Origin of the sequence: Rhodococcus sp. KBW08 (genome assembly GCF_003852455.1) — a bacterium.
GTDB classification, from domain to species: Bacteria; Actinomycetota; Actinomycetes; order Mycobacteriales; family Mycobacteriaceae; genus Rhodococcus_F; species Rhodococcus_F baikonurensis.
In genome coordinates this window covers 214,932-241,238 of sequence record NZ_QAJJ01000005.1, presented here as the reverse complement: position 1 = coordinate 241,238, position 26,307 = coordinate 214,932, and the positions used below count along the sequence as shown (strand labels likewise).

At 63.5% G+C, this 26,307-nt stretch carries 25 protein-coding genes; 12 read left to right on the top strand and 13 right to left on the bottom strand.

Annotation, left to right across the window (positions count from 1 at the left end; translation table 11 throughout):
• Nucleotides 1-32 precede the first annotated feature (32 nt).
• Complete coding sequence (locus DBV08_RS06670) at nucleotides 33-473, top strand: PAS domain S-box protein (protein WP_003943598.1); 441 nt, start codon at nucleotides 33-35, stop codon at nucleotides 471-473.
• A gap of 6 nt (nucleotides 474-479) precedes the next feature.
• Here the strand turns inward: DBV08_RS06670 and DBV08_RS06665 are convergent, their stop codons facing one another.
• Entirely contained in the window at nucleotides 480-1,106 is a 627-nt protein-coding gene (locus DBV08_RS06665) for a TetR/AcrR family transcriptional regulator (protein WP_003943606.1), read from the bottom strand.
• Between the two features lie 51 nt (nucleotides 1,107-1,157).
• Between DBV08_RS06665 and DBV08_RS06660 the strand changes: the two genes are divergently transcribed.
• A complete protein-coding gene (locus DBV08_RS06660) occupies nucleotides 1,158-2,114 on the top strand; it encodes a sugar nucleotide-binding protein (protein ID WP_124566918.1) in 957 nt (318 codons plus the stop codon).
• Nucleotides 2,115-2,431: 317 nt separating this feature from the next.
• Nucleotides 2,432-3,205 carry an SDR family NAD(P)-dependent oxidoreductase gene (locus DBV08_RS06655; RefSeq protein WP_124566917.1) on the top strand — a complete coding sequence of 258 codons (774 nt, stop codon included), beginning with the start codon at nucleotides 2,432-2,434 and terminating at the stop codon, nucleotides 3,203-3,205.
• A gap of 29 nt (nucleotides 3,206-3,234) precedes the next feature.
• Here the strand turns inward: DBV08_RS06655 and DBV08_RS06650 are convergent, their stop codons facing one another.
• From DBV08_RS06650 to DBV08_RS06630, 5 genes are all read right to left on the bottom strand, one after another.
• Complete coding sequence (locus DBV08_RS06650; RefSeq protein ID WP_124566916.1) at nucleotides 3,235-4,527, bottom strand: YcaO-like family protein; 1,293 nt, start codon at nucleotides 4,525-4,527, stop codon at nucleotides 3,235-3,237.
• Nucleotides 4,524-5,861 (bottom strand): YcaO-like family protein, encoded by a 1,338-nt coding sequence (locus DBV08_RS06645; protein WP_124566915.1) that lies wholly within the window; start codon nucleotides 5,859-5,861, stop codon nucleotides 4,524-4,526. The genes DBV08_RS06650 and DBV08_RS06645 overlap by 4 nt, the downstream gene beginning before the upstream one ends.
• The gene (locus tag DBV08_RS06640; RefSeq protein ID WP_124566914.1) at nucleotides 5,854-7,284 is read right to left on the bottom strand and encodes a CocE/NonD family hydrolase; all 1,431 of its coding nucleotides are present in this window, start codon (nucleotides 7,282-7,284) and stop codon (nucleotides 5,854-5,856) included. The genes DBV08_RS06645 and DBV08_RS06640 overlap by 8 nt, the downstream gene beginning before the upstream one ends.
• The gene (locus DBV08_RS06635) at nucleotides 7,281-8,093 is read right to left on the bottom strand and encodes a hypothetical protein (protein ID WP_124566913.1); all 813 of its coding nucleotides are present in this window, start codon (nucleotides 8,091-8,093) and stop codon (nucleotides 7,281-7,283) included. The genes DBV08_RS06640 and DBV08_RS06635 overlap by 4 nt, the downstream gene beginning before the upstream one ends.
• Before the next feature lie 94 nt (nucleotides 8,094-8,187).
• Nucleotides 8,188-8,376: a streptamidine-related RiPP repeat protein gene (locus DBV08_RS06630; RefSeq protein WP_003943543.1), complete on the bottom strand. Its 189-nt coding sequence runs from the start codon at nucleotides 8,374-8,376 to the stop codon at nucleotides 8,188-8,190.
• Between the two features lie 92 nt (nucleotides 8,377-8,468).
• Between DBV08_RS06630 and DBV08_RS06625 the strand changes: the two genes are divergently transcribed.
• The 5 genes from DBV08_RS06625 (at nucleotide 8,469) to DBV08_RS06605 (ending at nucleotide 13,328) form a co-directional block, all read left to right on the top strand.
• Nucleotides 8,469-9,728 carry an MFS transporter gene (locus tag DBV08_RS06625; RefSeq protein WP_124566912.1) on the top strand — a complete coding sequence of 420 codons (1,260 nt, stop codon included), beginning with the start codon at nucleotides 8,469-8,471 and terminating at the stop codon, nucleotides 9,726-9,728.
• 84 nt (nucleotides 9,729-9,812) lie between these two features.
• Nucleotides 9,813-10,880, top strand: a complete 1,068-nt coding sequence (locus DBV08_RS06620; protein ID WP_124566911.1) for an iron ABC transporter permease — start codon at nucleotides 9,813-9,815, stop codon at nucleotides 10,878-10,880.
• Nucleotides 10,877-11,671 carry an ABC transporter ATP-binding protein gene (locus DBV08_RS06615; protein WP_124566910.1) on the top strand — a complete coding sequence of 265 codons (795 nt, stop codon included), beginning with the start codon at nucleotides 10,877-10,879 and terminating at the stop codon, nucleotides 11,669-11,671. Before DBV08_RS06620 ends, DBV08_RS06615 begins: the two co-directional genes overlap by 4 nt.
• A complete protein-coding gene (locus tag DBV08_RS06610) occupies nucleotides 11,668-12,648 on the top strand; it encodes an ABC transporter substrate-binding protein (protein ID WP_124566909.1) in 981 nt (326 codons plus the stop codon). Before DBV08_RS06615 ends, DBV08_RS06610 begins: the two co-directional genes overlap by 4 nt.
• Entirely contained in the window at nucleotides 12,645-13,328 is a 684-nt protein-coding gene (locus DBV08_RS06605; protein ID WP_124566908.1) for a SagB family peptide dehydrogenase, read from the top strand. The genes DBV08_RS06610 and DBV08_RS06605 overlap by 4 nt, the downstream gene beginning before the upstream one ends.
• A gap of 1 nt (nucleotide 13,329) precedes the next feature.
• Here the strand turns inward: DBV08_RS06605 and DBV08_RS06600 are convergent, their stop codons facing one another.
• The 5 genes from DBV08_RS06600 to DBV08_RS32785 form a co-directional block, all read right to left on the bottom strand.
• The gene (locus tag DBV08_RS06600; protein WP_095969406.1) at nucleotides 13,330-13,614 is read right to left on the bottom strand and encodes an SHOCT domain-containing protein; all 285 of its coding nucleotides are present in this window, start codon (nucleotides 13,612-13,614) and stop codon (nucleotides 13,330-13,332) included.
• Nucleotides 13,611-14,063: a DUF6325 family protein gene (locus DBV08_RS06595; protein ID WP_124566907.1), complete on the bottom strand. Its 453-nt coding sequence runs from the start codon at nucleotides 14,061-14,063 to the stop codon at nucleotides 13,611-13,613. Before DBV08_RS06595 ends, DBV08_RS06600 begins: the two co-directional genes overlap by 4 nt.
• Nucleotides 14,064-14,066: 3 nt before the next feature.
• A complete protein-coding gene (locus tag DBV08_RS06590) occupies nucleotides 14,067-15,713 on the bottom strand; it encodes an MFS transporter (RefSeq protein WP_124566906.1) in 1,647 nt (548 codons plus the stop codon).
• 79 nt (nucleotides 15,714-15,792) lie between these two features.
• Nucleotides 15,793-16,542 carry a hypothetical protein gene (locus tag DBV08_RS06585; protein WP_260395338.1) on the bottom strand — a complete coding sequence of 250 codons (750 nt, stop codon included), beginning with the start codon at nucleotides 16,540-16,542 and terminating at the stop codon, nucleotides 15,793-15,795.
• The gene (locus tag DBV08_RS32785; RefSeq protein ID WP_260395337.1) at nucleotides 16,539-17,039 is read right to left on the bottom strand and encodes a hypothetical protein; all 501 of its coding nucleotides are present in this window, start codon (nucleotides 17,037-17,039) and stop codon (nucleotides 16,539-16,541) included. Before DBV08_RS32785 ends, DBV08_RS06585 begins: the two co-directional genes overlap by 4 nt.
• Before the next feature lie 18 nt (nucleotides 17,040-17,057).
• Here DBV08_RS32785 and DBV08_RS06580 point away from each other — a divergent pair, with 18 nt between their 5' ends.
• The gene (locus tag DBV08_RS06580) at nucleotides 17,058-17,645 is read left to right on the top strand and encodes a DinB family protein (protein WP_124566905.1); all 588 of its coding nucleotides are present in this window, start codon (nucleotides 17,058-17,060) and stop codon (nucleotides 17,643-17,645) included.
• A 1-nt stretch (nucleotide 17,646) separates the two neighbouring features.
• On the opposite strand, the gene DBV08_RS06575 is transcribed toward DBV08_RS06580, so the two are convergent.
• A complete protein-coding gene (locus DBV08_RS06575; protein ID WP_124566904.1) occupies nucleotides 17,647-19,209 on the bottom strand; it encodes a YfcC family protein in 1,563 nt (520 codons plus the stop codon).
• The gene (locus DBV08_RS06570) at nucleotides 19,206-20,582 is read right to left on the bottom strand and encodes a M20/M25/M40 family metallo-hydrolase (RefSeq protein WP_124566903.1); all 1,377 of its coding nucleotides are present in this window, start codon (nucleotides 20,580-20,582) and stop codon (nucleotides 19,206-19,208) included. The genes DBV08_RS06575 and DBV08_RS06570 overlap by 4 nt, the downstream gene beginning before the upstream one ends.
• A 150-nt stretch (nucleotides 20,583-20,732) precedes the next feature.
• Here DBV08_RS06570 and DBV08_RS06565 point away from each other — a divergent pair, with 150 nt between their 5' ends.
• The 3 genes from DBV08_RS06565 to DBV08_RS06555 are packed head-to-tail and all read left to right on the top strand — an operon-like array spanning nucleotide 20,733 to nucleotide 26,285.
• A complete protein-coding gene (locus tag DBV08_RS06565; protein ID WP_095969412.1) occupies nucleotides 20,733-21,368 on the top strand; it encodes a TetR/AcrR family transcriptional regulator in 636 nt (211 codons plus the stop codon).
• Nucleotides 21,369-21,393: 25 nt separating this feature from the next.
• Nucleotides 21,394-23,091, top strand: coding sequence for an AMP-binding protein (locus DBV08_RS06560; RefSeq protein WP_124566902.1), 1,698 nt, complete (start codon nucleotides 21,394-21,396; stop codon nucleotides 23,089-23,091).
• Nucleotides 23,088-26,285 (top strand): carboxyl transferase domain-containing protein, encoded by a 3,198-nt coding sequence (locus DBV08_RS06555; protein WP_124566901.1) that lies wholly within the window; start codon nucleotides 23,088-23,090, stop codon nucleotides 26,283-26,285. Before DBV08_RS06560 ends, DBV08_RS06555 begins: the two co-directional genes overlap by 4 nt.
• The last annotated feature ends 22 nt before the right edge of the window (nucleotides 26,286-26,307 follow it).

The window sequence follows — 26,307 nt, the reverse complement described above, 5'->3', positions numbered from 1 at the left end:
TTGTCGACTCGGGCAACTTGAGAGGACGTGTTATGGAACGCCGCCGCAACGTTGCGCAGCCGCCACAATCGCCGATCGCGGATCTGGAGCAGATGCCTGCCCTGATTCTCCTCGACAGGCTTCCGGTGCCGGTCATGGCCGTTCACCGCGACGGCAGCATCGTTTTTGCCAATCCGTCCTTCGCTGACATGCTGGGATATCCCAAGAAGGCCGTCTCGGCGTTGCGTTTGCAGGACATCCTCTACGACAAGGATGCCGACGACGTCAGTGCCGAGCAGGCTCATCGTGAACTGAGTTCGGAGCCGGGTTCGGTCAAGGAGTTCGTGCACTCGGACAGCACGTTGGTGCGGGCGACGGTCAGTCAGTCGCTGCTCCGACGGGACGACGACACGATCACGCTTGCCGTCCTCCACGATCTGACGGAGCGCCTGTGGAACAACCCGCGGCACATCGACGACAAGCCCACCAAGTAGACCCGGTTATTTTCGGGATTTGACCGTCCGGTCCAGGCCGAGGGTTGCAGCAAGGGTGTTGACCACCCATTCTTCGTACTGTTGGCCGGTCCAACCTGCGCCGACCACGAGGTCGGTGTACGTCTCGGGGCTGAGTAGCGTGAGTGCCACGTTGACGGCTGTTTCGAGGTCGACGGTCGGTGCCTTTTCGACGATGCCCACCATCAGATGTTCCTGAACCGTGCGTCGTTGAGTGCGGTTGATTTGCCACAACCGGGCGGCGTCCTCGTCCGCGGAAGCAGCGGCCCGCAGGGCCAACAGGATGTCCGCGGTGCGTTCCAGAATGAGCCGTCCGTGGTGAACCTGAATCCGGAGTTGCCCGAGTGGATGTGGGGCGCCGAGCGCTGCCGCCACCCACGGACGGTCGAGAGTGGCCGTCTTTTCCTCGTCGCCCGCAACGGCCACGTCGAGCAGTGCTGACAGCACGCTCGGCTTGTTGCCGAACACGAAATAGACACTCTGCACCGACACGCCCGCCGCCGCGGCGAGCTGCTTGATCGTGGCGGCCGCGTAGCCGGGATCGACAAAAACTTCGCGCGCTGCCTCGATGATCTTGCGCCGCGCCGACGTGTCTTCCCGAAGTACCTCAGTCATGATTAGAGTTTAACTCTAGAGTCGAACTCTAGCGACTCGGGAGGCGAAATAATGACGAAGGTTCTGGTACTCGGTGGCTACGGTGCCGTCGGGATTCCCTTGATGAAACAACTCGCGAAGGTCCCCGAAATCTCCGCGTACTCCGCCGGGCGCGATCGTGCTCGCGCTGACGTCGTCGTTGATCTTAAAGAACCCGGCGCGTATCCGGCTGTGGTTCGAGACTTCGATGTCGTGGTGAATGCCTCGGGTTTCGAGGATGTTCGCCTGGCAGAAGAAGCGGTACGCAGTGGGGCGGCATTCGTCGACGTCACGGCGACCTCGAGCTACTGCGAAGAACTGGAAGCGGTCGACGGACCCGTCCTGATGGGCGTCGGGTTGGCACCCGGATTGACCAGTGTCCTTGCCGCCGAGGCGCATCGACTCGGCGACGGACCCGTGGACATCGTGATCGGCCTCGGCGGTGGAGAACTGCACGGACCGGCCGCGACGGCGTGGACGTACGGGATGTTGGGCACGAGGTTTCCCGATCCCGACGGGCGATCGATCCGGAACTACACCGGAATGAAGAGCTTTCGAATGCCGGCCGATGCGACCGGCTACCGCACCGGCCCTGCTGTGCGGGCCGATTTTTCGGACCAACATGCCCTGACGCGCGACCTTGGCGTACCGGTGCGGGCGTACCTGCGATTGGACACGTCCACCGCGACGCTTGGGCTTGCCGCCATGACGTGGGCGCCCGCTCTCCAGAAGGTAGTGCCGAAGAAGCTGTGGGGTTCGGATCGTTGGGTGGCGATGGCCCGAGCGGATACGGGCCCGGCACTGTGGGTTTCGGGGCGTGGCCAGTCGGCCGCGACGGCAGCAATCGCCGCGCGCGCAGTGCAGGTGCTTGAAGGCGCCGCGATTTCGAAGCCGACGTGGTTTCACTCGCTGGAGACCGCCGAGTCGTTGCAAGCTGCGGTTCCCGAACTGTCGGTGCGGCAATGGGTGGGTGCGAACAGCGAACGGTAATCCACCGTCGTGCCACCAGTTCGAGTCCGAAGTCTTCCAATTCCGGAAGTTCGCCCACCCGATCGAGACTGTAGGCAGGCCGTCGGAACGCCCCGGTTCGACGTCGAGGGTGCGGGAGTTGCCGACTGTGATCTATGGTTTCAGTTGCAGCGCAACATAGTTCAAATCAGCATGATCCAAATGACTTGATACCCGACCCTGTCGAGTCACTCGGATCGGCTCCCGCGTTTCAGCGAGGAAGAACGGAGTGGTGGTCGAACGCACGTCGAACTCAATCGCGCTGATCCCGCTCGAATTCACCTGTAGAAAGGCTCATCATGAGTACACCGTCCGCCGATACACGCCGGGTCGCTCTGGTCACCGGAGCCGCATCGGGAATCGGTAAGGCCACCGTCGAACTGTTCGCCTCGCGTGGGCATGCCGTGGTGGCCGTCGACGTCTCCGAACGTGGGCTGGAATCTCTGAATCGACTCGACGGCGTGGTCACGGTAGTCGGTAGTGTCACCGAGGAGCAGGTCAACAAGGCGGCTGTCGATGCCGCACTCGAACACTTCGGCCGACTCGACACTGCCGTCCTCAATGCCGGGACCGGGGGCACACCTCCGCTCGAGTCTCCCCGTGCCGTCGAGAATGCCGACCGCATCATCGGCGTCAATCTTCGGGGTCCCATTCGCGGACTGCGGGCCGCGATTCCGGCCCTACGCGCAAGCCAGGGCTCTGCCGTCTTCACCGCGTCCGTCGCCGGTCTGCGGGGTGATCCCGGTAACTGGGCCTACAACGCCACCAAAGGCGCTCTCGTGAATCTGGTGCGCGCCTTCGCAATCGACTACGCCGGGGTCGGCGTTCGGATCAACGCCCTCGCGCCGGGTCTGACCCGGACAGGGATCACTGCGAACGTCACTTCCGATCCGGCACTGCTGGCGGCAATCGAACGCCGAATTCCTCTGGGCCGATTCGCCGAACCTGTCGAGCAGGCGGAGGCGATCTGGTTCCTCGCGTCCCCCGCGGCGAGCTACATCACCGGCACGACGCTCGTCGTCGACGGGGGTCTCGACGCCAATCTCGGCATCCTTCCGTTGCCGGAACCGTAAGCCCACGCCATCACGGCCTGAACGAACTGTCAGTGCGGCAACGGGATGGTGCGAGACGGATGTCCGGCAAGACTGTCGACTAGTCGCGGCGATCCGAGAAACGGCAATCCGGCGGCCGCATTGGTGAGACAACCGGGTACGACGACGCGGACGACATGCAGGCCAGTACGGAGAACATCAGTAGTGGTGAGGTCGACCCATGCCGGCCTGAAACCCGAGCCTGTCAGTGCGCTTTCGGTGTCGATGGGTGACGTCAGAGAGTCGAGTTCAACCTCGCCGACGACGGCACCTGCCAGCTCACTCTCGAATCGTGCTTGGATCTCCGGGTCCAGGTGGAGTTGCAAGTGGCATCCGTAGTCCATGACGTCGGCAAAGTCCGATCGGTAGACGTCCGCGTAGCGTCGATCGGCTCGCCACGGCGCAAGCGGGCTGTTCGGGGAGGCTGCGGCTCGACCGATGCCGCTCTCCGGGTCGTCGTAGTCGGCGGAAAGAAGTTGCAGCTGAAGCGCTTCGCCCAGCGACTTGAACGCAGCGGTCTGTGCGTCCTCGTGGCAGGCGGTTCCCATGGTCGAGTATCCGGTGCGGTGGTCGCGGACGAGGGCGCCGAGTACCGGGATCCCGAAATCACTCTCGAATGCCAGCCATCTCGTCGACAGGGTTTCGTGATTGCCCAGTCGAAGGAGCTGCTCTGGCATCCCGGTGACGATCCGAACGCCGCGCCTTCCGGTCCAGGAGAGCGTCATCGCGTCGCGCTCGACTATCTCGCGCAGTGCATTCCGTATCGCGAATCCCGTCGTGGGACCGGCGGCGAGACCCGCCTGAGCCACCGGTGAGATCGCCGGGCCCGTCCGGGCGACGAAATGAGGATAGGAACCCCAGACGAGTTCGGCCGGCACCCAGATATCCGAACCCGTGATCAGGTCGACTCCGAGAGTCCAGTCCATCTCCAGATCGTCGGTTGGTTCGACGAACGGGAACCGTGGCTGCGCGTACTGGGTGGCGCCGAAACGCGCGAGTCGTGACAGGTCGATGCTTGCGCCGATCACCGTCTCGGCTGATCCGCGGACGATTGGTTTGGCGACGATGTTCCCGCAATATCGTTCCACCGCTTCACCTATTGCGGCAGCGGTAGGTCGCGCACGGTCACCGAGATCGAAGCAGTATCCGGCACCCGCCGAGTCGCTGGACCAGGGTGAGAAGCGTGCCGAGTCGGAGACATACGAGTGAATCAGCTTGAACTCCGGCGGAAAGTGCTGGGGAACAACGGCGTCGACCAACTCTCGAATGATCCCGGTTCGGCGGTCGACGAGCAACGACCTCATGCGAGAGGGACCGGCAGATGCAGATGGGTGGTCGATGCGCTGGTCAATCTGCTACCTCCAAGAAGGGGAAAAGCTGCCGGGGCATTGTTGTACAGGCCGGGCGAGTGGACACGGACGACGTGTAACCCGGCGATCGAGATGTCGCGAGTGGTGAGATCGACGGAAATCGGCTGGTGCCCTCGGGACGTCAGGAGAGCAATCAGAGAATTCAGATTCAACGGCGCCTCGTCGGGAATCTCTGATACCGAGCGTGTTTCGGTGTAGTCGAAAAGATGCTCTTCCGCTGCCTCGGCCATCACGGGGTCGAGATACAGCTGGGCGACGGTCGGCAGATCGACGACGTCCTTCCATCGCGCCTCGAATTCGTCTCGGTAACGACGGTCGGCCCGAAAGGGTTTGTACAGGTGCGCGGGCAGCGTTCCGTCCGCCACGCTGCGCCAGGTCGGGCCGTCGGGGTCGGCGAGGTCGATCGTGATGGCCAGTACGGCGTACGCCTCGACAAGGGCCTTCGATACTGCCGCTTCCACGGTCGGTCGACAAGCCGTGCCCAGGGCGACCAGTCCACGTCGGTCGTCCCTGATCCACACTGCGGCTACGGGAATGCCGAAGGGGGAGGGAAGCAGCAGCACTCTGACGCTTCGAGTGTCGCTCTCCAGATCTCCGAGCTGTCGGTGCGCGGGCAACCGCTCCCAGTCGGCGAGTTCGACTGCCGGCAGTGACCGGTCTCCGCACCACCACAGTGCGGTGGCATCGCGTTCGAGAAGTTCCAGCAGAGCTGACATCTCGGCCTCGGCGCGTGAGCGTCCCGCAGCGATTCCGGCGTACTGCAACGATGCGATCGGTGGTTCTCCGCGACGGGCGCCTGTGTAGTACCCGAGATACGTCAGGGCTGCAGGCACATAGGTGGGCACTTTCTCGTCCATGGTGTGACCGAGTGCCCAGCGAATTTCCAGGGCAGAGGTGAAGGGAACAAAGGGGAACCCGGCAAGGCGGTACTGGTCCTCGCTGTACAGCGCGAAACTCGCCGGATCGACGACCCGTGCACCGGACCGCTCCAGCGCCGACGCGCTGCTGCGGACCAGATCTTCGGGGATCACGTTGCCGCAATACCGCTCGACGGCCTCACCGGTTGCCGCGCCGCGGGCCGCGGCGTCGTCGCGTATCGAAGCCCCGAATCCGTAAGGGTCGGCGCGGAACCGTCTGCTGCCGCCGAAGTTGCGGGTATCGGCCACCCTCGCGGCCCACCCGACCCAACCCGTCGGCATGTCGGAGCGAATGTGGGGGTCGAGTGAGGTCAGTACGCCGCTCCGGGCGTCGACGAGCAAGTCATTCACCGTCAGTTCCTCCGAGTATCGGCAGGGTCAGCGACCCGGAAAATGATTGGTGCAGTGCGGTACAGCGGGTTCCCCGATAGCGATCGCCGTCTCCCAGATTGCGTGCGAGGCGGGGGAAGTCCGAGCCGGCGATCTGCAGTGACAGAACGTCACCGGGACGCAGGGTGTGCAACACGGGATCGAGATCTATGGTCAACGTGCCGGAGCAAAGGCTGACGCCGGCCCCACGAGCGATCGACCTGCTGACTCCGGCGCTGTCGACGATGCTCAGCTCGACGATCCAGTCGGCTTCGCCCTCGGGCGAATGCACTGTCAACTCCGCCGAAGGCGTTCCCGACAGCACACACTCGACCTCCATGTCGAAAGTCCAGACAACACAGTCGTTTCGGCCCTCGTCCGCGTGGTGCGTGAAGCTGAAAGGTGCCGTCCTCGGATCTGGTTCGAGACGAACGCGATTCGCGCCCATGACATACGGTTCGGTCGACCATTCGCCGGCACCCCGGTCGAACACCCGATTGATGGTCGCGGGCCGCGCCGAGAATATCGATTCCATCCACTCGACCTGAAGGTGGCCGAAACTTGTCTCGCCGACCATTCCGGGGCGGAGGTCATGCGCCCAGGGGCCCACGATCAAACTTTGTGGTCCGCGCTCCACGGATGCGTAGTGTCTCAGCGTCTCCCGGATCATCGCGTCGTCCCAACCTCCGATATGTAGTCCGGCGACATCGAGTTCGGACAGGTCGTCCGCGGAGACGAGATCGTCGCTGCCGTACGGCCGGCGTTCACGAGCCCGGTTGATCGGCGTCACCCAACCCGGCGAATCGGAGGTCAGGCCGACCTTCTCGATCATCGACTGTGCCGGGAGATGTTCCAGCAAAGCTGAATCCGAGCGCATCAGAGCCGGGATGAATCCCTCACGGGAGGACGAGGAAGCTCCGTGCTCGCCCCACCACGCCAGATGCTCGGCGAGGAGAAGTATCCCCGACGGATCACGTTTGACGCGATCGCTTCCGATGGTCGGCACTTTGGAGACGACGCCGTCAACGCGAAACGACCGATCGGCGCTGTTGGTCTCGGCAGCAAATGCCCAGGCGGCTCCTGCCGCGTACGAAGCCCCGCTGGCGATGACGCACTTCGGCGTCCATGGCTGATCCTGCAGCCACTCGGCCAGGGCGGCGCCGTCCTCTCGCTCGTGGACGTACGGTTCCCAAGAGCCGGTGGAATCGTGCCGCCCACGCACGTCCTGACAGAGGAACGCAATTCCTCGCGATCGCCATTCGATTCCCTCGGCCAGATGCCACCCACGCCCGTACGGGGTGCGGATCACGATCAGCCCTCGAGGTGAAGACTCTGATGGGAGAAGCACATCCGTAGCGAGCAGAGAACCGTCAGCGGCCGGAACCTCGACACCGAGGGAGATCACCGGAGCGTCGGCAAAGGTTCGAGAACGCCGCCTGGCAGTGGTAACACGGGATGGCGAGTCGTCATGAGGGTTCGTGGATTCATCCGGATCTGGTGGTGAAGGTTTGATTGCGGTGCGCCGTAGGAACCAGCCACGACGTCCGAACATGCAAGTGCACTGACCATTGCGGCTGCGGTGGGCGAAAGTTCAAGCGGACGGCGGTCGCTGCCGGCGAGGTGTTTCCACAGTGCCTGCAGATGATCCGGTACACGCGACGCGGCAAGCCGTCGTCCGCAGACGTCCCGGTAGCTCGAGCTGTCGATGCCGTCGAAGAAGGGGCCTACGTATATCTCGCCCAGCTCGGAGTGGACGCGTTGCCACGGAGTTCGGCTGCGGCGGCACCAGGTATCGAGTTCCGACCACGCGTCGTGAGGGGGAGCGTCGGCAACCGACAGTACGAGGTCCGATGCCGCGACGTCGTCATCGATTGGCGCAGTGGTGAATATGACTTCGAGATCCGGAAGAGCTTCGGACAGCAGGGCGATGCAGGCATCGGCAACGGGCCCGGTTCCGTCGATCAGTACATGTCGGAGGACTGGAATCTCCGGTACTTCACCTGGAACAACCAGCACGCCGCGTGCGACGAGGGCGTCGGCGATCTCGATCGATCCCGCGCCGAGCGGCGAGTTCGACCGTCGGAGGAAGCTGTCGAGTTCCGCGAGATCTTCGGCAGGCGCACCGATCGTGACTGCGTTCTCGTCCGGTGTCAGGTAGTGCCAAGAACCGTCCGGGGTCGGGTACAGCTGGTGTCCGTCGGCGAGGGCGTACACGGATCTCCTTGTCGAGGCCCGCACCCGACGAGTCGGATGCGGGCGGGGTCGTCAGCAGATCAGACTGTCGAAACAGGCTGGATCAAGGAAGGTTTCAGCTCTGGAAGCTGAAAGGGTTGTCGACGAGAGCGTTGGTACCCACACCCTGCAGCGCGTGTGCTGACGTTGCCTCGGCAACCGGCTCGAAGGTGAACGGGTTGTCGACGAGGGCATTGGTGCCGACGCCCTGGAGTGCATTGGCCGGAGCCGAGTTGGAGACGCTGTCGAACGAAATGTTGCTCATTGTCATCCCTTCCGTAATGGAAACCATTTCCATTACGATGCCACCGTACGAAAGATCGCGACGGAGAGCAACAGGTACAAGAGAGTGCATACATGAGCGAGACCCCGACGACGGGATCCGTCGAAGCGCAACCACATGTGTTTCGGGACAGATCGTTTCGATTGTTCTTCACCGCCCGCACGATTGCCGTGGCCGGTGCGGCGGTGACCGGAGTGGCCATGCCGATCCTGGTGTTCGACATCAGTCGGTCTCCGTTTCTCACCTCGCTCGCGGCTGCTGGGACGGTTCTGCCGTACCTCGTGTTCGGTTTGTTCGCCGGCGCGGTGGCAGACCGAGTCGATCGGCGCACGGTCATCCTGTGTGCGCAGGCCGCAGCTGCTCTTGCCTTGGCGAGTGTTCCGGTGGCCCAGGCGCTTGGTGTCTTGACCGCGTGGCATGCCGTCGGCGTATCGATGTGCATCGGAACGTGTTTCGTGTGGTTCGACGCTGCAGCTTTCGGAGCGCTGCCTGCTCTGGTCGGTCGGCAGAGGATACCGGCCGCCAACGGTGCGCTGTGGACGGCCGGCACGCTGATCGATGTTGTCTTTCCGGCGATTGCCGGAGTGCTCGTGGCATCGATCGGCCCGGCCTACGCATTGGGTGCTGATGCGCTGGCCTATGTATTGGCAGGACTGGCCATGGCGTCGATCGGAGCCTCGTTTTCGATTACCCCTGCGGCGCCGAAGAAGTCGGAATCTGGAATTGCGCGTGACATACGCGAAGGCCTCAGCTTTCTCTGGCAGTCTCCGCTCCTGCGAGCCTTGACCGGCGTCGGCTTCGTCAATTCGCTGACGCAGGGCGCTGTCACGGCGCTCCTGGTGGTGTACGCGACCGAGAGGCTGGGGATTTCGACGTCGAGTCCGATGATCGGGGCCGTGTGGACAGCAGTCTCCGTCGGTGGTGTGGTGGGCGCAGTCTTGCTCCCACGCCTACCGGCGCGGTGGCCGGTGGGGGCGATCACGATCGGTGCGTTGACCATCGCCCCGGCGGTGCTGTTCGTAGTTGCGACAACCAGCAACACCGCCTCCGCGATCACTGCTCTGGCCGTCTACTCCGGCTGTGCGACTGTCACCATCCTCAATGGGATCGGTGCACGGCAACGCCTGACGCCGGATCGCCTTCAGGGCCGGGTGAACACCACGGCGCGGATGGTCGCCTGGGGTGGTTCGCCGGTGGGTGCCTTGATTGCCGGGGTAATTGCCGGACGGTGGGACATCGGCACCGCTTACCTTGTTGCGTGCATCTTTGCGCTGGTCGGGGCACTCTTCGCATGGGCGAGCGCTCTGCGGTCCGACCCTCACCCGCACAGATGAGCATGTCACTATTAATGAAAACGACTGTCGTTATGGTTAGATCCACCTGTTCACGACTGCGAACGCCACTAACTCAGGAGCGCGATGACGCTGACCAGCGAAGCAGTACCTGACGCGCCGTCGCGTGCACACCCCGTCGGCCAGCGTGGGTACGGTCCGTTTCTAGTGGCCACGGCCGTTGTGCTCGTCGCGGTCTCCACCGTCGCAGTGTGGTCCGGTGCTGCGTCGCTGTCCTTCGCCGACGTGTTCGCAGTGTTGTACGCTCACGTCGGTGGCCCGCCGGTCGATCCACTGCTCGATCGGATCGTATGGGGACTACGGGTCCCGCGCATTCTGATCGCGGCATTGGCCGGCGCAGGGTTGTCTCTGGCCGGCGCCGTGCTGCAAGCATTGGTGCGCAACCCGATTGCCGATCCCTACATTCTGGGTGTCGGTTCGGGAGCGTCCTTCGGCGCGGTGCTGATCATGACGACGGGCATCGGAACCGGGCTGTCGATCGGTGTCCCGGTGGCGGCCTTCCTGGGAGCGATGATCTCCCTGATCGCGGTTCTCGTTCTGGGAAGGCGCGAGGGAATGCTCGTCCCGCTACGCATGGTCCTGGCCGGTGTTGCCATCGGCTATCTACTCTCGGCTGCAACAAGTTTCGTGCAGCTGCGTGCCGACCCGAGCCAGCTTTCGGGAGTGCTCTTCTGGTTACTCGGTTCGGTGAGCGGGGCAAGTTGGTCGGATCTCGGTGTGCCGGCCGCGGTGATCACCCTGTGCGCAGCGGTGTTGCTGACGCAATCGCGCCAACTCAATGCGCTGGCGATGGGTGACGAGAGTGCGCAATCGGTAGGCGTCGATGTGCGTCGTACCAGATTGCTGTTGCTGGTGATCGCGTCGTTGCTGACCGCTGTGGTCGTATCCGTCGCCGGCGGAATCGGTTTCGTGGGGCTACTCGTGCCGCACGCCGTACGGCTCCTCGTCGGATCCGATCACGGCAAGCTGCTCCCCGCCACCGCGCTCGTCGGCGCCACCTTCCTGGTGATCGTGGATCTTGCAGCTCGAACGCTGGATGCGCCCAACGAATTGCCACTCGGGATCATCACCGCGGGATTGGGCGCTCCGTTCTTTCTCTGGTTGCTTCGACGGGACGGCGGTGCGCAGACGTGAGATTGTCGGCCAGCGGAATTCAGGTCGTTCGGGGCGGGCGCCTGGTGATTTCGGGTGTGGATCTGGAAGCACCGGAGGGAAGTGTGGTCGGGCTCGTCGGACCGAACGGCAGCGGAAAGTCCTCCCTCCTGCGCGCGTTATATCGCTCGATGAAGCCTCGAAGCGGAGTCGTGAAGGTGGACGAGGTGAATGTCTGGGACGATCTCTCGCCCCGATCGGCTGCCCGCATCATCGGTGTCGTCGGGCAGGAGCATTCATCCGACTTCTCGTTCAGTGTCCGCGAGGTTGTCGCGACGGGCCGAACGCCGCATCACAGCGCGTTCTCCCGACTGGGTGAAATCGACCGGGACATCGTCAGTGCCGCACTGGCACGAACCGGTATGCGCGGCTTCGAATCACGGCTCTTCGCTGAACTGTCCGGTGGTGAGAAGCAGCGTGTGATGTTGGCGAGGGCCATTGCTCAACAGCCGTCGGTGCTGGTCCTGGACGAGCCCACCAACCACCTCGACATCCGCGCTCAGCTCGAATTGATGGAACTGGTCATCGAACTCGGTACCACGACGGTTGTCGCGATCCACGAGCTTGCTCTGGCCGCCGCCTATTGCGACTACGTGTGTCTGCTTTCGGAGGGTGCGGTTGTCTCGTCGGGCCCGACCGCCGAGGTTCTGACCGAGGATCTGTTGTCCGAAGTATTCGGCGTTCAGGTGCATCTCGGCACTCATCCGTTGACCGGTCGTCCCCTGCTCTCGTTCGCCCCTCCGCTCCTACCTACGAAAGAAGCAGTGTCTTGAAAACATCGAAACGTACTGCCGCGCTGTTCTGCTCGGCAGTAGCTGCCACAGCTGTACTGACCGCCTGCGGGAACTCCACTGCGGATTCGGCGGCAGCGTCCTCCGAGAAGATCACTGTCACGAATTGTGATCGTGACATCACGTTACCGACGTCGGCCGAAAGGATAGTCTCGCTGTATCCGTCGATGACGGAGCTTCTGATTCAGCTCGGCGCCGCCGACCGCATTGTCGGACAATCGAATACCGACCTCTCACCACCGAGCCCCGATCTCGCGCAACAGTTCGCCGCCGTGCCGGTACTGAGCACCGGAGTTCCCGCGAAAGAAGCACTGCTCGACGCCCGTCCTGATCTGATCGTCTCCGACGGCGAATACTGGTTCGACGGTGACCGATTGCAGAGCATGGACGAACTACGCGACCTCGGCATCCCGATTTTCGTGAACAGCGGCTATTGCCACAAGGCAGTCACCGAAGGACGGATCGACGACGTCTGGTCCGATCTCGACGCTCTCGGCGCCTTGACGGGAACGAGCGACGAAGCGGCAACTCTCCTGGCAGACGGCAAGAAGTCGCTCGCCGCCACCGAGGCGTCCGTGGCCGGGAAGGAGCCGGTTCCCACTGTGATGCTTCAGGTTTCGGAGGGGCAGTCCTACGCTCTGGCAAGGGGTCTCTACAGCAGTGTGCTCGAGGCGGCCGGGGGAAAGAACCTCTTCGAGAGCGACCTCCCTGACGGAAAGTACTTCGGCCAGGTAGCGACGGAGTCGGTACTCGCGAAGTCGCCGCAGGCAATCCTCGTCGTCTACTCCACCGAGTCGACGCGGGCATCCACACTCGAGGCTGCCCGCACGGCATTTGCCGGCACTCCCGCCGCGGCGTCGAATGCGATCTTTGCCGTCCCGGAGGCGTGGTTCGCAGGCGAGTTGGTATCGATAGACGGCGCTGCCGAGGTTTCCCGTCTGCTGCACCCGGGTTCGTGACCGCACTCGAGCGGATCGAGGCCGTCGTATCGCTGCATGCTGCGCTGGACCGGACGGTGAGTCCGTCGGAGCGACCGTTCGACGAGGGCGCACTGCCGCCGGTGACGTCTGAGTTCGTTGAATTACCGGCCCCGACGCCACTACCGGCCCGGGACTTTCCGGACATCTTGCAGGCACGACGGAGTCGCTACAACCCGGCAGCAGTTGCGTTGGGAGCAGTCGAACTGTCAAATGTGCTGCACCACAGTCTGGTCAGCAGCCCGACGGCCGGTGGGATGCGCGAACTGACGGTGTTGATGGTTGTCACCCAGCCCAGTGATCCGCTCGGAGTCGGGGTGTACCGGTATGCCCCGGACCGCGCCGAAGCTGTCCGGCTGGGCGACGTACGAGAGCACCTTCGTGCGAGCCTTCTCCAACCCGAGTTCGTCGACGTGTTCCCGGTTCTTCTGTTCGTGGTCGCCGACGCGGAAGCACCGCTCGAGAAGTATGCGATGCGGCACTACCGCACGATGCACGTGGATGCCGGTGTGCTGGTTCAGAATCTGTACCTGGTGACCGAGGCGATGGGACTTGTGGGCTGCGCCATCGCAGGATTCACGGACGCTCGAGTGGCGTCTCTGTTGAATCTCGCGACGACGCAGCTTCCCGTCATGGCTTTCGCCCTCGGGCGGCCCGGCTAGGTCAGGCGAGAATGCGCGCCTTCTGGGTCTCGAACTCGGCGTCCGTCAATACGCCGGCGTTCTTGAGTTCGCCCAGCTTGGTGAGCTGTTCGATCTTCGCGTCCATCGACGCTGTCGGGGCTGCCTGCGGCGGCAGGGGCGGTAGATCCGGAATCGGCGGCACCGGCTGGGCCTGGGCTGCGCGAGCCTGATCTTCGGCGGCCCAACGGGTCCGCTGACGGCGCTGAACATTGCCGTGAATGGAGCTCGCGACGGCTACCCGGCCGGCTCGCCTCAAGAAACTCATGTGTCCTTCTCCGTATTTTCCGGTGCGGTGTTGTCGAGTGCATCAGCCAGTTCGTCCAAGCTCAGGTGACCTTCGGTGACGACCTTTGCGCCGCTGCGTGTCCAGGCATCGATGACAGGCAGTATGGCCAGTTCCTCGTAGACGAGTACGGCGGCAACACTTCCGGCGGCCAACTCGTCACCGACGGCAGCGATGTCGCCGGCGTCGAGCAGTCCGGAGGCAGCGCCGTCGAACTGCGCCAGATCGAAATCTTCGAGTTCGAAGGTGGAGGCCGGTACGACGGATACCGATCCGTCGGCGGCCTTGGTGACGAACTCGAGGTCGAGGATGCGGATCGCTCCGGAGTCGACGAGAGTGAGCAGCTGCTCGAATCCTGCGGAGGTCGGTGCACCGCTGGGAAACTCGACGGCTACGTATTCGATGGGGCCGAACTGGTCTTGGTTGGACATCGGTTACTTCTTGCCCTTCGTGGGTTGCGGTTCTTCCAGAGCAGGTACTTCGTTGGGCATGCGCCCGGCCGGAATGACGGCGAGCAGAGAGAGTCCGGCGAGTACGAGCAGCGAGGTTCGCAGTGCGCGCAGGCGCGCTTCGGTGTTGATCCGGATGGCTTCGTCGATCTGCGCTTCTGTCGCCGAGGTGTTTTCGAGCGTCACGACGAGTTGATCGTTCGGCACGAAGTTGACCTGGTCGAGATTGATCCCGGACTCGACCTTGAGCGATGCCGGGATGGTGGGGTTGTCGATCAGCTGCGCGCTGACGAGGGTACCGAGGATTCCGACGGCGAACACGCTGGCCACCGCGATGCCGACGCTGCCGGACATGTTGTGTACCAGTCCTCGCCAGGCACCGACGTCACCGGCCAGTTCCTTGGGGGCTGCGGTGAGGAGGGTGTTGAACACCAGCGCAACGATGGCGCCCTGCCCGAGGCCGAGAGTGATCAGTCCGATGACGACGAAGATCTGATGCCAGTCGCCACGAATGGTGAAGGCCAACAGGATGAGTCCAGCGGCAACAACGACGAACCCGGCTCGTGCGATCAGGCGCGGGGAGTACGTCTTGTACAGGCGCGCGACGACGGTGCTCGCGATGAAGATCGAGAGTGTGTACGGGATGATCGAGAACGACGTCTGCAAGCTGGTGCGGCCCTGGATGATCTGCATGTACAGCGGAATGAGGAAGTTGGCCGCCGTTCCCACAAACATCATCGTCGCCATGCAGATCGTGGTGGCGCGCTCGGCGCCGGTCTTGAGAACGTCGAGGTTGAAGAGCTGAGGCTTGTTCTGTGCCTTGCGGCTTCGCGTCCACTGGAAGAAGCCCTGCGCGCAGATGGTGCCGAGGACGATCAGGATTGCCGCGGGTGAAACACCGATGACCGAGAACGGCGCAGCGTCGGTGGCAAGGATGACGCCCCACGAGTTCAGGCCGCTGAATCCGAAGCTGAGCAGGATGACGGCAACGGCAGCAATGGCGGCGCCGGCCCAGTCGATGGTGATGTCCTTCTGTGGGGGAACAGGTTTGACACGGAAGCTCAGGATCAGGTTGACCACGGCGAGCGCCACGACGAGAGCGAACGAGTAACGCCACCCGATCGTCGTCGCGAAGGAACCGGCGATGAGCAGTGCCAGCACACCGGCTGCTGGGATTGCTGCTGCCAGGTAACCGATGGCCTTTGCCTGCTGATCGCCACTGAAGTTCGTGGCGATGAAGACCGTCAATGCGGGAGCGATGAGGGCGATCACTGCGCCGGACGCAGCTTGCGCCACGAACAGCATTGCCGGGCTCTGACTCAGAGCAACCGCGGCCATCGCGAGACCGTGAATCGCGACCGCAATCTGGAAGACCAAACGCGTTCCGTACCGGGCGCCGATCTTGGCTCCCAGCAGAATGAAGGCAGCCATGGCGAAGGTGCCCGCGGTGATCGCTGTGCCGACACTTGTTGCGGGCGTGTCGAGGTCGGTGGTGATACCGGCCATCGAGACGGTCAGGGCGTTGACGGCGAACGACGCCTGGATCTGGGTGAGGACCACCACGACGAGTGGTAGCCAGGAGGCGGTACTCACGGCGGCCGTTGTGGCGGCTGCGCCAGGCTTTACGGACATGATGGGTCACGCCTTCCTCGACACTGCGTGTACTCGCGGTGTACTCGCGACGTGCCCGGATCAGCCACGCACGGTTACATTAGCCGGAATTGTGCTGAATGGTCGCCTGCAGGTGGTTGGTTTCTTCGCGGTAGACCACCATCTCCCGTTGCAAGGCGCGTCGGAAGCGTGGTTGCTCGGCCACGAGTACGGCCAGGACGGTCAGCAGCAGCCAGGTAGCCGCCGCGCTCGCGAGGAGCAACAGGACCGGAATCCATGGTCCGCCCATTTGCTCGAGCAGCGTCGTCTTGGCCCAGACTCGCCAGTAGAGCATCAGATTGACGATCAGTCCGACACCGTAGGAGATGACGAAAGACAGCAGGAACTGCTTCCACGTGCCGTCGTGGCGCCGTGCCGTCATCGGTTCGGCCCGCAGCGGCAACGCCACGGACATCACGTTGGCGACGCCGAGCCACAGCAGGATCATGGTCAGCACCTGACCGCACGCCTTCACCAGATCAGCGCTGCTTCCGGAGCGCCAGGCGAGGACGGCGCTGAGCAGGAACCCGGCGCTGCCGACGAGAAGCAGCATCACCGCGTTCTTCGCGACCAGTACGTGCCAGAGCCTGGTGCCGCCGGACAACGCAGCACGGACGCGGCCGGCGTCGAAGCTGAGTGCATTGGTGCACACGACGCTTCCGACCACACCCGAGAGTGCGTACAGCGCAAGGTAAGGCAGTCGATCTTCCTTGGCGTCCCACTGGAAGAGGCGGATGAAAGCCAGGTATGCCAAGCCCATTCCGAGGCTCAGCCCCAGCCGAAAAGCGATCGACCGAGGCTTGCCACTCACGACGTGCCGTGCTTCCTCACGGATTCGCGAGCCGAGACCCTGTACATGCCGGACGACGGGGTTGCCGAGGTCAGCGGGACGTAACCGCGAATCGCAGCGGCGACGGTATCGGTGTCACCGGCATCGAGCGCGGCGACGCGTGCTTCGAGAACCGCAAGGTGGGCGGCGCGCAGGGCTATCCGTGCAGTGGTGACCGCGGCAACGGCGTCGGCCTCGGCCTGCGCGGCGGTACCGATGGAGGCGTCGGCGGGAAGCGGTGGTTGCAACCGGGTGATCAGTTCGAGTTGGTGCGCCATGTGCGGCGAGGGCGACAACCCACTGTACGACGGTCGGCTCAGCGCAGTTCGTTCGTCGTCGAGCGAATCACGGACGGACGCGGCGGCTTTGCGGACCGCCGTCGGGTTGTGCCAGCGCACCGATCTGGCGTCACGCTCGGCGGCGACGGCCCGGGAGGCAACCTCGGTCAGATCCTCCACCGCTGTCAATGTGTGCTCCACTCGGTTTAGGTTGGTTTCATGACCACCAACTCGGAAAAGGAAGATCTCCGGCGGTACCTGCAGGCAGCGCGCGACGTGCTCGTCTGGAAGCTCGACGGGCTGTCGGAGTATGACATTCGGCGTCCGATGACCCGGACAGGGACCAACTTGTTGGGTCTGGTCAAACACATGATCGGCGTCGAGCTCGGGTATTTCGGTCCGACGTTCGGCCGACGTGTTCCCGATCTACCTGCGTGGTTGCGTTCGGAGGAACTCAACGTCGACATGTGGGCCCGCGCCGACGAGTCCAGGGCCGACATCGTCGAAACCTATCGCCGTACCTGGGCTTTCGCCGACGCCACGATCGAGGAGCACGATCTCGATGCCCCCGGCTTCGTGAAGCATTGGCCGGAGAATCGGCGAGACGTCACGTTGCATCGGATACTCGTTCACGTCGTCACCGAGATCCATCGGCACGCCGGCCATGCGGACATCGTCCGGGAGTTGATCGACGGTGCCGCGGGGATGAAAGCGGGCGACGACAATCTGGCTCCCGGTGATCAGGCGTGGTGGGCCGAGTACAACGACCGTCTGGAGACGGAGGCACGCGAGGCCGACCACGCCTGAACTACTCGAATACCGCTGCCGCCCCGATCACCACGACGACGATCACGAAGTTGATCAGCAGGAGTGGCCAGACGAAGCGTAGGAACTTGTCGTAGCCCACCTTCGCCATCGCCAGCCCGCCGACAACGACGACGTTGGTCGGGGCGACCATCAGCATCAGGCCGTGGCCCATCTGGAAGGCGGTGATGACGAGTGCGCGGCTGACTCCGGCGAAGTCGCCGAGCGGAGCGAGCAGCGGCATCGCCAGGGTGGCGTGACCGGAGCTGGACGGGATCAGAAACGCCAACGGGATGTTGACGAGCATCACGAGGATCGCGAAGACTCCGGCCGAAGCGCCGCTGACCAATTGCTCCATCGCATTGAGGATGGTGTCGAGGGTTTCGGTGTTCGTCATGATCACCGAGACGCCGCGAGCGAGCAGGATGACGATTGCCGGGCCGACCATGTCGCCGGCTCCACGCGTGATCAGGGAGACGATCTTCTTCTCACCCATCTTCGCGACGATGCCGACGAGAACTGCGGCGAGGATGAACAGCATCGCCAATTGCGGGAACCACCAGTTCAACTCGAACCAGTAGGGTTCGGTGGTGGTGACGTGGTACGCGTCGTACTCGGCCGGTCCGGTGGTGGCACCGAAGATGCTCGACCAGGGGATGACGGAGAAGATCATCAATCCGAAGGTGAGCCCGGTGATGAGCAGCACCAGCTTTTGAGTTCCGGTGAGCTTGCCGTCGATGTCCACCGGCTCGGCCGGCTCCTCGTCTTCGTCGTCCTCGATGTCGAAACCGACGAGCGACTTGGACGGGTCCTTCTTCACCTTCGCGGCGTAGCGGAGAACGAATACCACTGCTACTGCGGTCAATACGATCCACAGGATCACGCGCAGCACGATGCCGTCACCGATGGAGACGCCTGCTTCACCCGAGGCGACGCCGATCGAGAACGGGTTGACCGTCGACGCCATGTTCCCGACCAGTGCGCCGAGGATGATCATGGTGGCCGCGACCATGCGGTCGTAACCCAGTGCCGTCATCAGCGGTATGAGCAGGGCGTAGAAGCCGAAGGTCTCGACCGAGAAGCCCATCGTCGAACCCAGCAGCGAGAACAGCACCATGATGACGGTGATGAGCAGCCAGCCCTTGTCGCTGAGCTTGGTGGCGAGTTGGGAGACAGCGGTTTCGAGGCTGCGGGTGGCAAAGCTGACGGAGATGAACGCACCGAGCGCCATGATGAAGAGGACGACGCCGACCGAGCCGAAGAGCCGTCCGATGTTGTCGGTGTCGACGAACCCGGTGATCGAATCCTGCACGCCGTACAGGCCGTTCACGGGGGAGAGGATCAGCTGCTGGATTCGTTCCCAGAACGAGAGCGGAGACGTGACGGTCTCGAAGCTGCCGGGAACGGGTGAGCCGTCCACGTCGACGCCGAAGCGTCCGGCCGGAATGAACAGTGCTGCAACCCAGACCAGGACGGTGACGATCGCGAGCATCGTGACCGCACCGGGGAACTCGAACTTCTTCTTGGCCGGTGTCTGCGCGGATCCCGTGTCGGTTTCGGTGCTCATTTCTTCCCCTCGAAGGTGTGTGCGTACTCCTGAAAGAACAGGGCTTTGGCGACGACGGCCTTCTCCAGCTCGTCGAGCAGGACGCGTTCGTTGGGGCCGTGGATGTTCGCGTAGCCGTCGGTGGCGCCGAACAACAGCTTCTCAGCGGTCGGCACTGCTGTATCCAAGGCCATGACGAGGGGGATCGATCCGCCGCCTGCCATCAGTCCGGCCGGCTCACCCCATGACTGCGAGAGTGCTGACAGCGCTGCGTCGAAGGCCGGTCCGCCTTCGGCCGCGGCAAACCCGTCGCCCGTTTCTCCTGCAGTGACGGTCAACGCCAACCCGAAGGGCCGCAAGGCTTCCAGGTGCCGGACCAGAGCAGCCTGCGCCTCGGTGGCAGGTTGGCGCGGGTGCACGCGCAGATTGATCACGGCGCGGGCGGTGCTGGCGACGGCATTGACGGCACCGTCCACCGGAGGAGCGTCGATTCCGGTCACGGTGACGGCCGGGCCCGACCAGATGCGTTCGCCGATGCCGCCGGTGCCCAGTAGCGGAAGCCCGTCGCGGATCTCGGCGAGGGTGCGGAACTCGTCCTCGGTATATGAACTGCCGGTCCACGGTTCGCGCAGGAGGCCGTCGACGGCGACGTCACCGTTGTCGTCGTGCAGCGACGCCAGTGCGCGGATGAGCGCGAGGCGGGCGTCCGGTGCGGCGCCGCCGTAGAGGCCGTTGTGCTTGTCGGCTCCGAGAGTGGTGAGTTCGACGATCACCTGGGCGGATCCGCGCAATGCGACGGTCAGAGTCGGCGATCCGGGGCGAACGCTGCCGACGTCGGCGATGACCATTGCGTCGGCCGCAAACAATTCGGGGGCTTCGGGCGGATAGTTGTCGAAGGGGCTGCCGAATTCTTCCTGGCCTTCGATGACGAGCTTGACCGTCACCGGCGGCTTTCCGTCGAATACGCGAAGTGCGCCGATCATGCCGATGACATTTGCCTTCGAATCTGCTGTACCGCGGCCGTATATCGCGCCGTCGCGTCTGGTCGGCTCGAAAGGCGGAGAATCCCAGAGTTCGATGTCGTCGGCGGGAACGACGTCGTAGTGCGAATACATCAATACTGTCGGGGACCCGGCGGGGCCGGGAACTGTTGCGATGATGACGGGCGCGGTTTTACCTGTTATCTCGAGTTTCTCTATCTTCGTGACTCCGGACTTTTCCAGTAGAGAAACGATCAGGTCGTGAGCCTCGAACAGGGGTTTGCTGGGGAAACCCTCTGTTGCTATCGACGGAATACGAACGAGTTCGACAAGTTCCGACTCCAGTTCCGGCATCAAAGCTGCAACTGTTTCCTTGATTGTGGAATAGGAGGGTGAGGCGGATTCTTCTGGCACAGAACTGACTCCTTCTGGGAAAGGCGAAAAGCATTAGAGGCAGAGTCTTACACCCGATATATGTGCTGTGAAAGGGCAACCCGAACAAAAGATCGAGTTCGGTCGACGCGGGGTCGGTTCTTGACATTGACGTCAACGTCAACACACACTGTGACGGTGACCACCAGCGAAACGCAGGAGCGAGCGCGGACAGCCCGCAAGCTCGGGGACGGTCCACGCCGGGCCGGCCTGCTCGATACCGCTGCGCTCTGTTTCGGCGAACTCGGATACGACGCTGTGACCGTCGAGACGATCACGACCAGGGCTGATGTTTCCCGGGCGACCTTCTACGCGTACTTCTCCTCGAAGGACGAGGTCTTCCGTGCCGTCGCCGAAATGATGTGTCGACGGTTCCTCGACGCTCAGCACATGGAGGGCCCGGCGGCCGAGGATCTACGCGAAGTTCTCCGAACGACCACGTCGGCGTTCATCACGGCCGTGTACACCTACGGTGACCTGCTCGCGGTGATCGAGCATCGGGCGCGGGTGGATTCCGAGGTCGAGCGCAGTTGGTCGGCGGTTCGCGAAAAGCTCGTGAGCCGCTACGTGCGCTTCGTCGAACGGATTCAACAGGTTCACGACGTGGATCCCTGCGTTTCGCCCCCGGTGCTCGTTCAGATGATCTCGGACGCACAGATGGCCGGTGGAGCACGACTGAGTAAGGCGAGTGTCGAAGAGCAGAACCAGTTCATTGCGGATATGACGACGATGTCCGAGCGGTTGATCGGGTTCGAAGAGTCGAAATAGATTTCTTTTACGAATGGAGTGATCGGTGGCAGAAAAAGACGTGCTCGAAGCGGCTCTGGCGGAAATCTCCGCGCTGCAACAAGCGCATTGGCCCGCCGGCATTCCCCGCGCCGTCGAGTATCCGCTCGAAGGTGGGGGACTTGTCGATTACTTGCGGCATTGGGCGGTCGAGCGGCCGGATACTCCCGCAATCGTCTTCTACGGCCGGGTCGTCACGTATTCCGAATACGACGAGCTTTCGGATCGTTTTGCCGGATGGCTGCTTTCACTCGGAGTCGAACGCGGCGATCGCGTCGGCGTTCACCTGGTCAATTGCCCGCAGTTCCATATCGCGATGCTCGGCATTCTCAAGGTCGGTGCGGTTCACGTGCCGATCAATCCGCTCTTCCGTGAACACGAATTGATTCACGAACTCAACGATGCGGGCGTCACGGTTCTTCTGACGCAGAACACCTTCTCGAAGTTGGTGAAGAAGATTCGTTCGCAGACACCACTCGAACACGTCGCGAAGACTGCCGTCTCCGACATGCTTACCGCGATCCCCACCGTCGAACTGCCCTTCGAGGTCGACGATCCGCGCCTGAGCGACTGGCAGTCGATCATCACCAGTGAGCGTGCGACTCCCGTTGCCACCGAACTCGATTCCCTCGCCGCCCTGAACTACACGGGCGGAACGACGGGAATGCCCAAGGGTTGTGAGCACACTCAGCGTCACATGGTTTACACCGCGGCCACCGCGACGCTTGCCGGTGGTGACCAGGTGGGTGCCAATCCGCCGGTATCTCTGGTGTTTCTGCCGATCTTCTGGATCGCGGGTGAGGACTTCGGCATTCTGGTTCCGCTCGTCAACGGCGGAACCGTTGTCCTGCTGAATCGTTGGGATGCGGAGACCACGCTCGACGCGGTCGAGACCTACGGTGTGACCTCACTGGTCGGAACCGTCGACAATTACGTCGAACTGATGGACACATCAGGGTTCTCGGAGCGAAATCTCTCGACACTCCAGAACGCCATGGCAGTCTCGTTTGTTCTCAAACTCGATCCGGCCACGCGCCAGCGGTGGCGCGAGGCTACCGGCGGCGTTCTGCGCGAAGCGAGCTACGGCATGACCGAAACCCACACCGCGGACACGATCACCCTCGGCTTCCAGGACGGTGACTACGACCTGAAAAGCGAGCCGGTGTTCTGTGGGATTCCGGTGCCCGGCACCGACGTTCTGATCGTCGATCACGACGGCAGGCCGGTTCCCGTCGGCGAGCACGGACAGATCATCGTGCGCAGTCCGTCGATCCTTTCCGCGTACTACCGCAACGAGGTCGCCACCGCCGACGCCATCCGTGACGGCTGGCTGCAGACGGGCGACGTCGGAAAGTTCAGTGAGCGTGGCGGTTTGCACTATCTGGCGCGCAACAAGGAAATGATCAAGACCAACGGCATGAGTGTCTTTCCCTCCGAGGTGGAAGCGCTGCTGATGCTCCATCCCGCGATCGAAAAGGCTGCGGTGGTGCCGAAACCGGATCAGGACAAGGGACAGGTTGCTTTTGCGTTTGTCCAGCTGGTCGAGGGTTCCGACACCGCGGCCGACGAGATCGTCTCGTGGGCGAAGGAGAACATGGCCACGTACAAGGTGCCCGAAGTGGAAGTGCTCGAGGCGCTTCCGATGACAGCGACAGGAAAGGTGCGCAAGGGCGATCTGTTCGAGCGCACTCAGGGGGACAAGTGAGACTGCTGATTGCGAACCGCGGCGAGATTGCGCTGCGGATCATTCGAACTGCCCGTGAACTCGGGATCGAGACGGTGTCCGTCTACGCCGACGACGACGCGTCCAGCCCGCACGTCTCGGCGGCGACGGAGTCGGTGGCGCTCGGAGCCTCGGGTGCTTCCGCCTACCTCGATCAGGGCGCTTTGCTGAAGATCGCTGCCGAAACCGGTGCCACGCACGTACACCCGGGCTACGGATTCCTCAGCGAGAACGCCGAATTCGCGCAGGCATGCACCGAGGCGGGGATCGTCTTCGTCGGTCCGGACGCCCAGGTCCTCCGGACTTTCGGCGACAAAGCCGGCGCCCGCACTGCGGCTGTCGACTCGGGCATACCGGTCCTGCCGTCGACATCGGCGAATGCCGACCTCGCGGAGGTACGTGAATTCTTCGAGCGCAACTCCCGCGGCATCATGATCAAGGCGCTCAGCGGTGGCGGTGGTCGCGGCATGCGCGCGGTGCGGGACCCGAAAGCTCTCGACGACGCGTACCGTGTGTGTGCGGCCGAAGCCCAGTCGGGGTTCGGTAGTTCGGCACTGTTCGCCGAGGTACTCAGTGAGCACGCTCGGCACATCGAAGTGCAGATCGTGGCGGCACCGGGGCAAGGCGGAACCCGCGCGCTCGCTCTGGGTGACCGCGATTGCAGCGTCCAACGTCGGCATCAGAAGTTGATCGAGGTTGCGCCCGCGCAGGGGCTGTCGGAGGCCCTGCGCGAGCGTCTTCACGCTGCGGCCGCGAGGCTGTGCGCCGAGGTCGGCTACCGCGGCATCGCGACTGTCGAGTTCCTGGTCGAGGAACGCGGATTCGTCTTCCTCGAGGTCAATCCCCGAATTCAGGTGGAGCACACGGTGACCGAGGAGGTCACCGGAGTCGACCTCGTCGCCGTACAGCTCGCGATCGCGGACGGAGTTCCGTTCGAGAATCTGGACCTGCCAACCGGAATCACCGCTGTCGAGAAGGGCTCGGAAACAGTCGGATCCGTGGCAATCGCATCGGGAATCGCGATCCAGGCTCGCGTCAACATGGAAACCATGACGCCGGACGGCAATGCGTTGCCGTCGTCGGGCACCCTCGACAACTTCACCCCTCCGGGCGGGCCCGGCGTGCGAGTGGACACCTTCGGTACGGTCGGACTCTCGCCGAGTGCGCGGTACGATTCGCTGCTGGCGAAGGTCGTCACCCACACGCGTCGATCGGATTTTCCTGCCGCTGTGCGCAAGTCGATTGCTGCTCTGAGTGAGTTCACCATCGACGGTGTGGCGACCAACCTCGAATTCTTGCAGGCCATATTGTCCGACAAGGACTTCCGTGACGGTCTGGTCGACGTCGACTGGTTGGGTTCGCGATTGGCGGATCTTGTTCCCGAAGCCGGTCCGCAAACGCCTTCCTCGAACGTGGACGTGGCACCGGACGAAGACGTGGTTCGTGCACAGATGGCGGGCATCGTCGTCGAACTTGCCGCCGTCGGTGACGGTGTCCATGCGGGAGGCCAGATTGCCGTCCTCGAGGCGATGAAGATGCAGCATGTACTTTCGGCGTCCGGTGACCTCGAAGTGGTCCGAGTGTTGTCGTCACCGGGACGATCGGTCGGAGCGGGCGAACCATTGCTCGTCGTTCGTAGCGCGAGCGCGGGCTCGAAGCTCGCCGAGGTCGACGAGGTGGACCTCGACGACGTCCGCCCCGATCTCGCGGAGATCATCGCTCGCCACGAGGTGACCCTGGACGCGGCGCGGCCCGCAGCTGTGGCCAAGCGCCACAAGCTGGGACGCCGGACTGCTCGCGAGAACGTCTACGACCTGGTCGACGACGACAGCCTGGTCGAGTACGGCGCTCTCGCGCTGGCAGCGCAGCGCAGTCGACGCAGCGAGGAAGACCTGATCGCCAACACACCCGCCGACGGACTGATCGGCGGAGTAGCGACCATCAGCGGCGGCGAGAGCGTCGTGATCTCGTACGACTACTCGGTGCTGGCCGGTACCCAGGGCATGCGCAATCACGCCAAGACCGACCGCCTGCTCGAGATCGCCGATCGCAAGCGAGTTCCGGTGGTTCTGTTCGCGGAAGGTGGCGGCGGTCGCCCGGGCGACACCGACGCGGGCGCGGGGGCGGGCCTCGAGCTGGGAACGTTCCGAGCCATGGCGGCTCTGAGCGGACGGGTGCCCATGGTCGCCGTCGTGTCCGGTCGTTGTTTCGCGGGTAACGCGGCCCTGGCCGGTGCCTGCGACGTACTGATCGCGACGCCCGATGCCAACATCGGCATGGGAGGCCCTGCCATGGTCGAGGGCGGCGGGCTCGGAAACTTCCGCCCCGAGGACATCGGCCCCATCGACGTGCAGCGCCGCAACGGCGTCGTACACCTGGTCGCTGACGACGACGCTCATGCTGTGGCCCTGGCCAAGCAGTACCTCGGCTATTTCCAGGGCGCGAGCGGAGAGTGGGCGGCTCCGGATCCGCGGCTCTCGCGGCACGTGGTGCCGGAGAATCGCCTGCGCTCGTACGACGTTCGTGGAGCGATCGATGCGATCGCGGATGTCGACAGCGTCCTGGAACTCCGTCGAGATTACGGTCGCGGTGTAGTGACTGCACTCGTTCGCGTCGAAGGAGTTCCGTACGGTGTGCTGGCGAACAGCAGCGAGCATCTCGGCGGAGCGATCGACGCGGAGGCGTCCGACAAGGCTTCGGATTTCCTGGAACTGCTCGAAGCGCACCGCATCCCTCTGGTGACCCTCTGCGACACACCGGGATTCATGGTGGGTCCGGATTCGGAGGAAGAGGCGACGGTCCGAAGGTTCGGCAGGTTCTTCGTTGCCGGTGCTCGCCTCACGGTGCCGTTCGGAACGATCATCCTGCGCAAGGGTTACGGGTTGGGCGCCATGGCGATGGCCGGTGGTTCCTTCCACGCACCCGAGTTCACGGTGGCGTGGCCGACGGGCGAGATCGGGCCGATGGGTCTGGAAGGCGCGGTGCGTCTCGGTTTCCGCAAGGAACTCGAGTCCGTCGAAGATCCGGAGGCTCGGGAAACCCTGTTCGGTCAGTTCGTGGAACTGGCCTACGCACAGGGCAAGGCTCTGATGGCGGCGACCACGTTCGAACTGGACGACGTCATCGATCCGGCCGACACCCGCGCCTGGATCAGGCAGCTCGGCAGAAACAGTTGAGATCCTGCTGATTCGAGCTGTT

Excerpts from the sequence above, each read along its gene's own strand:
- DBV08_RS06670 (WP_003943598.1), top strand. The coding sequence starts at position 33 with ATGGAACGCCGCCGCAACGTTGCGCAGCCGCCACAATCGCCGATCGCG.
- DBV08_RS06665 (WP_003943606.1), bottom strand. The coding sequence starts at position 1,106 with ATGACTGAGGTACTTCGGGAAGACACGTCGGCGCGGCGCAAGATCATC.
- DBV08_RS06660 (WP_124566918.1), top strand. The coding sequence starts at position 1,158 with ATGACGAAGGTTCTGGTACTCGGTGGCTACGGTGCCGTCGGGATTCCC.
- DBV08_RS06655 (WP_124566917.1), top strand. The coding sequence starts at position 2,432 with ATGAGTACACCGTCCGCCGATACACGCCGGGTCGCTCTGGTCACCGGA.
- DBV08_RS06650 (WP_124566916.1), bottom strand. The coding sequence starts at position 4,527 with ATGAGGTCGTTGCTCGTCGACCGCCGAACCGGGATCATTCGAGAGTTG.
- DBV08_RS06630 (WP_003943543.1), bottom strand. The coding sequence starts at position 8,376 with ATGAGCAACATTTCGTTCGACAGCGTCTCCAACTCGGCTCCGGCCAAT.
- DBV08_RS06625 (WP_124566912.1), top strand. The coding sequence starts at position 8,469 with ATGAGCGAGACCCCGACGACGGGATCCGTCGAAGCGCAACCACATGTG.
- DBV08_RS06620 (WP_124566911.1), top strand. The coding sequence starts at position 9,813 with ATGACGCTGACCAGCGAAGCAGTACCTGACGCGCCGTCGCGTGCACAC.
- DBV08_RS06600 (WP_095969406.1), bottom strand. The coding sequence starts at position 13,614 with ATGAGTTTCTTGAGGCGAGCCGGCCGGGTAGCCGTCGCGAGCTCCATT.
- DBV08_RS06595 (WP_124566907.1), bottom strand. The coding sequence starts at position 14,063 with ATGTCCAACCAAGACCAGTTCGGCCCCATCGAATACGTAGCCGTCGAG.
- DBV08_RS06590 (WP_124566906.1), bottom strand. The coding sequence starts at position 15,713 with ATGTCCGTAAAGCCTGGCGCAGCCGCCACAACGGCCGCCGTGAGTACC.
- DBV08_RS06580 (WP_124566905.1), top strand. The coding sequence starts at position 17,058 with ATGACCACCAACTCGGAAAAGGAAGATCTCCGGCGGTACCTGCAGGCA.
- DBV08_RS06575 (WP_124566904.1), bottom strand. The coding sequence starts at position 19,209 with ATGAGCACCGAAACCGACACGGGATCCGCGCAGACACCGGCCAAGAAG.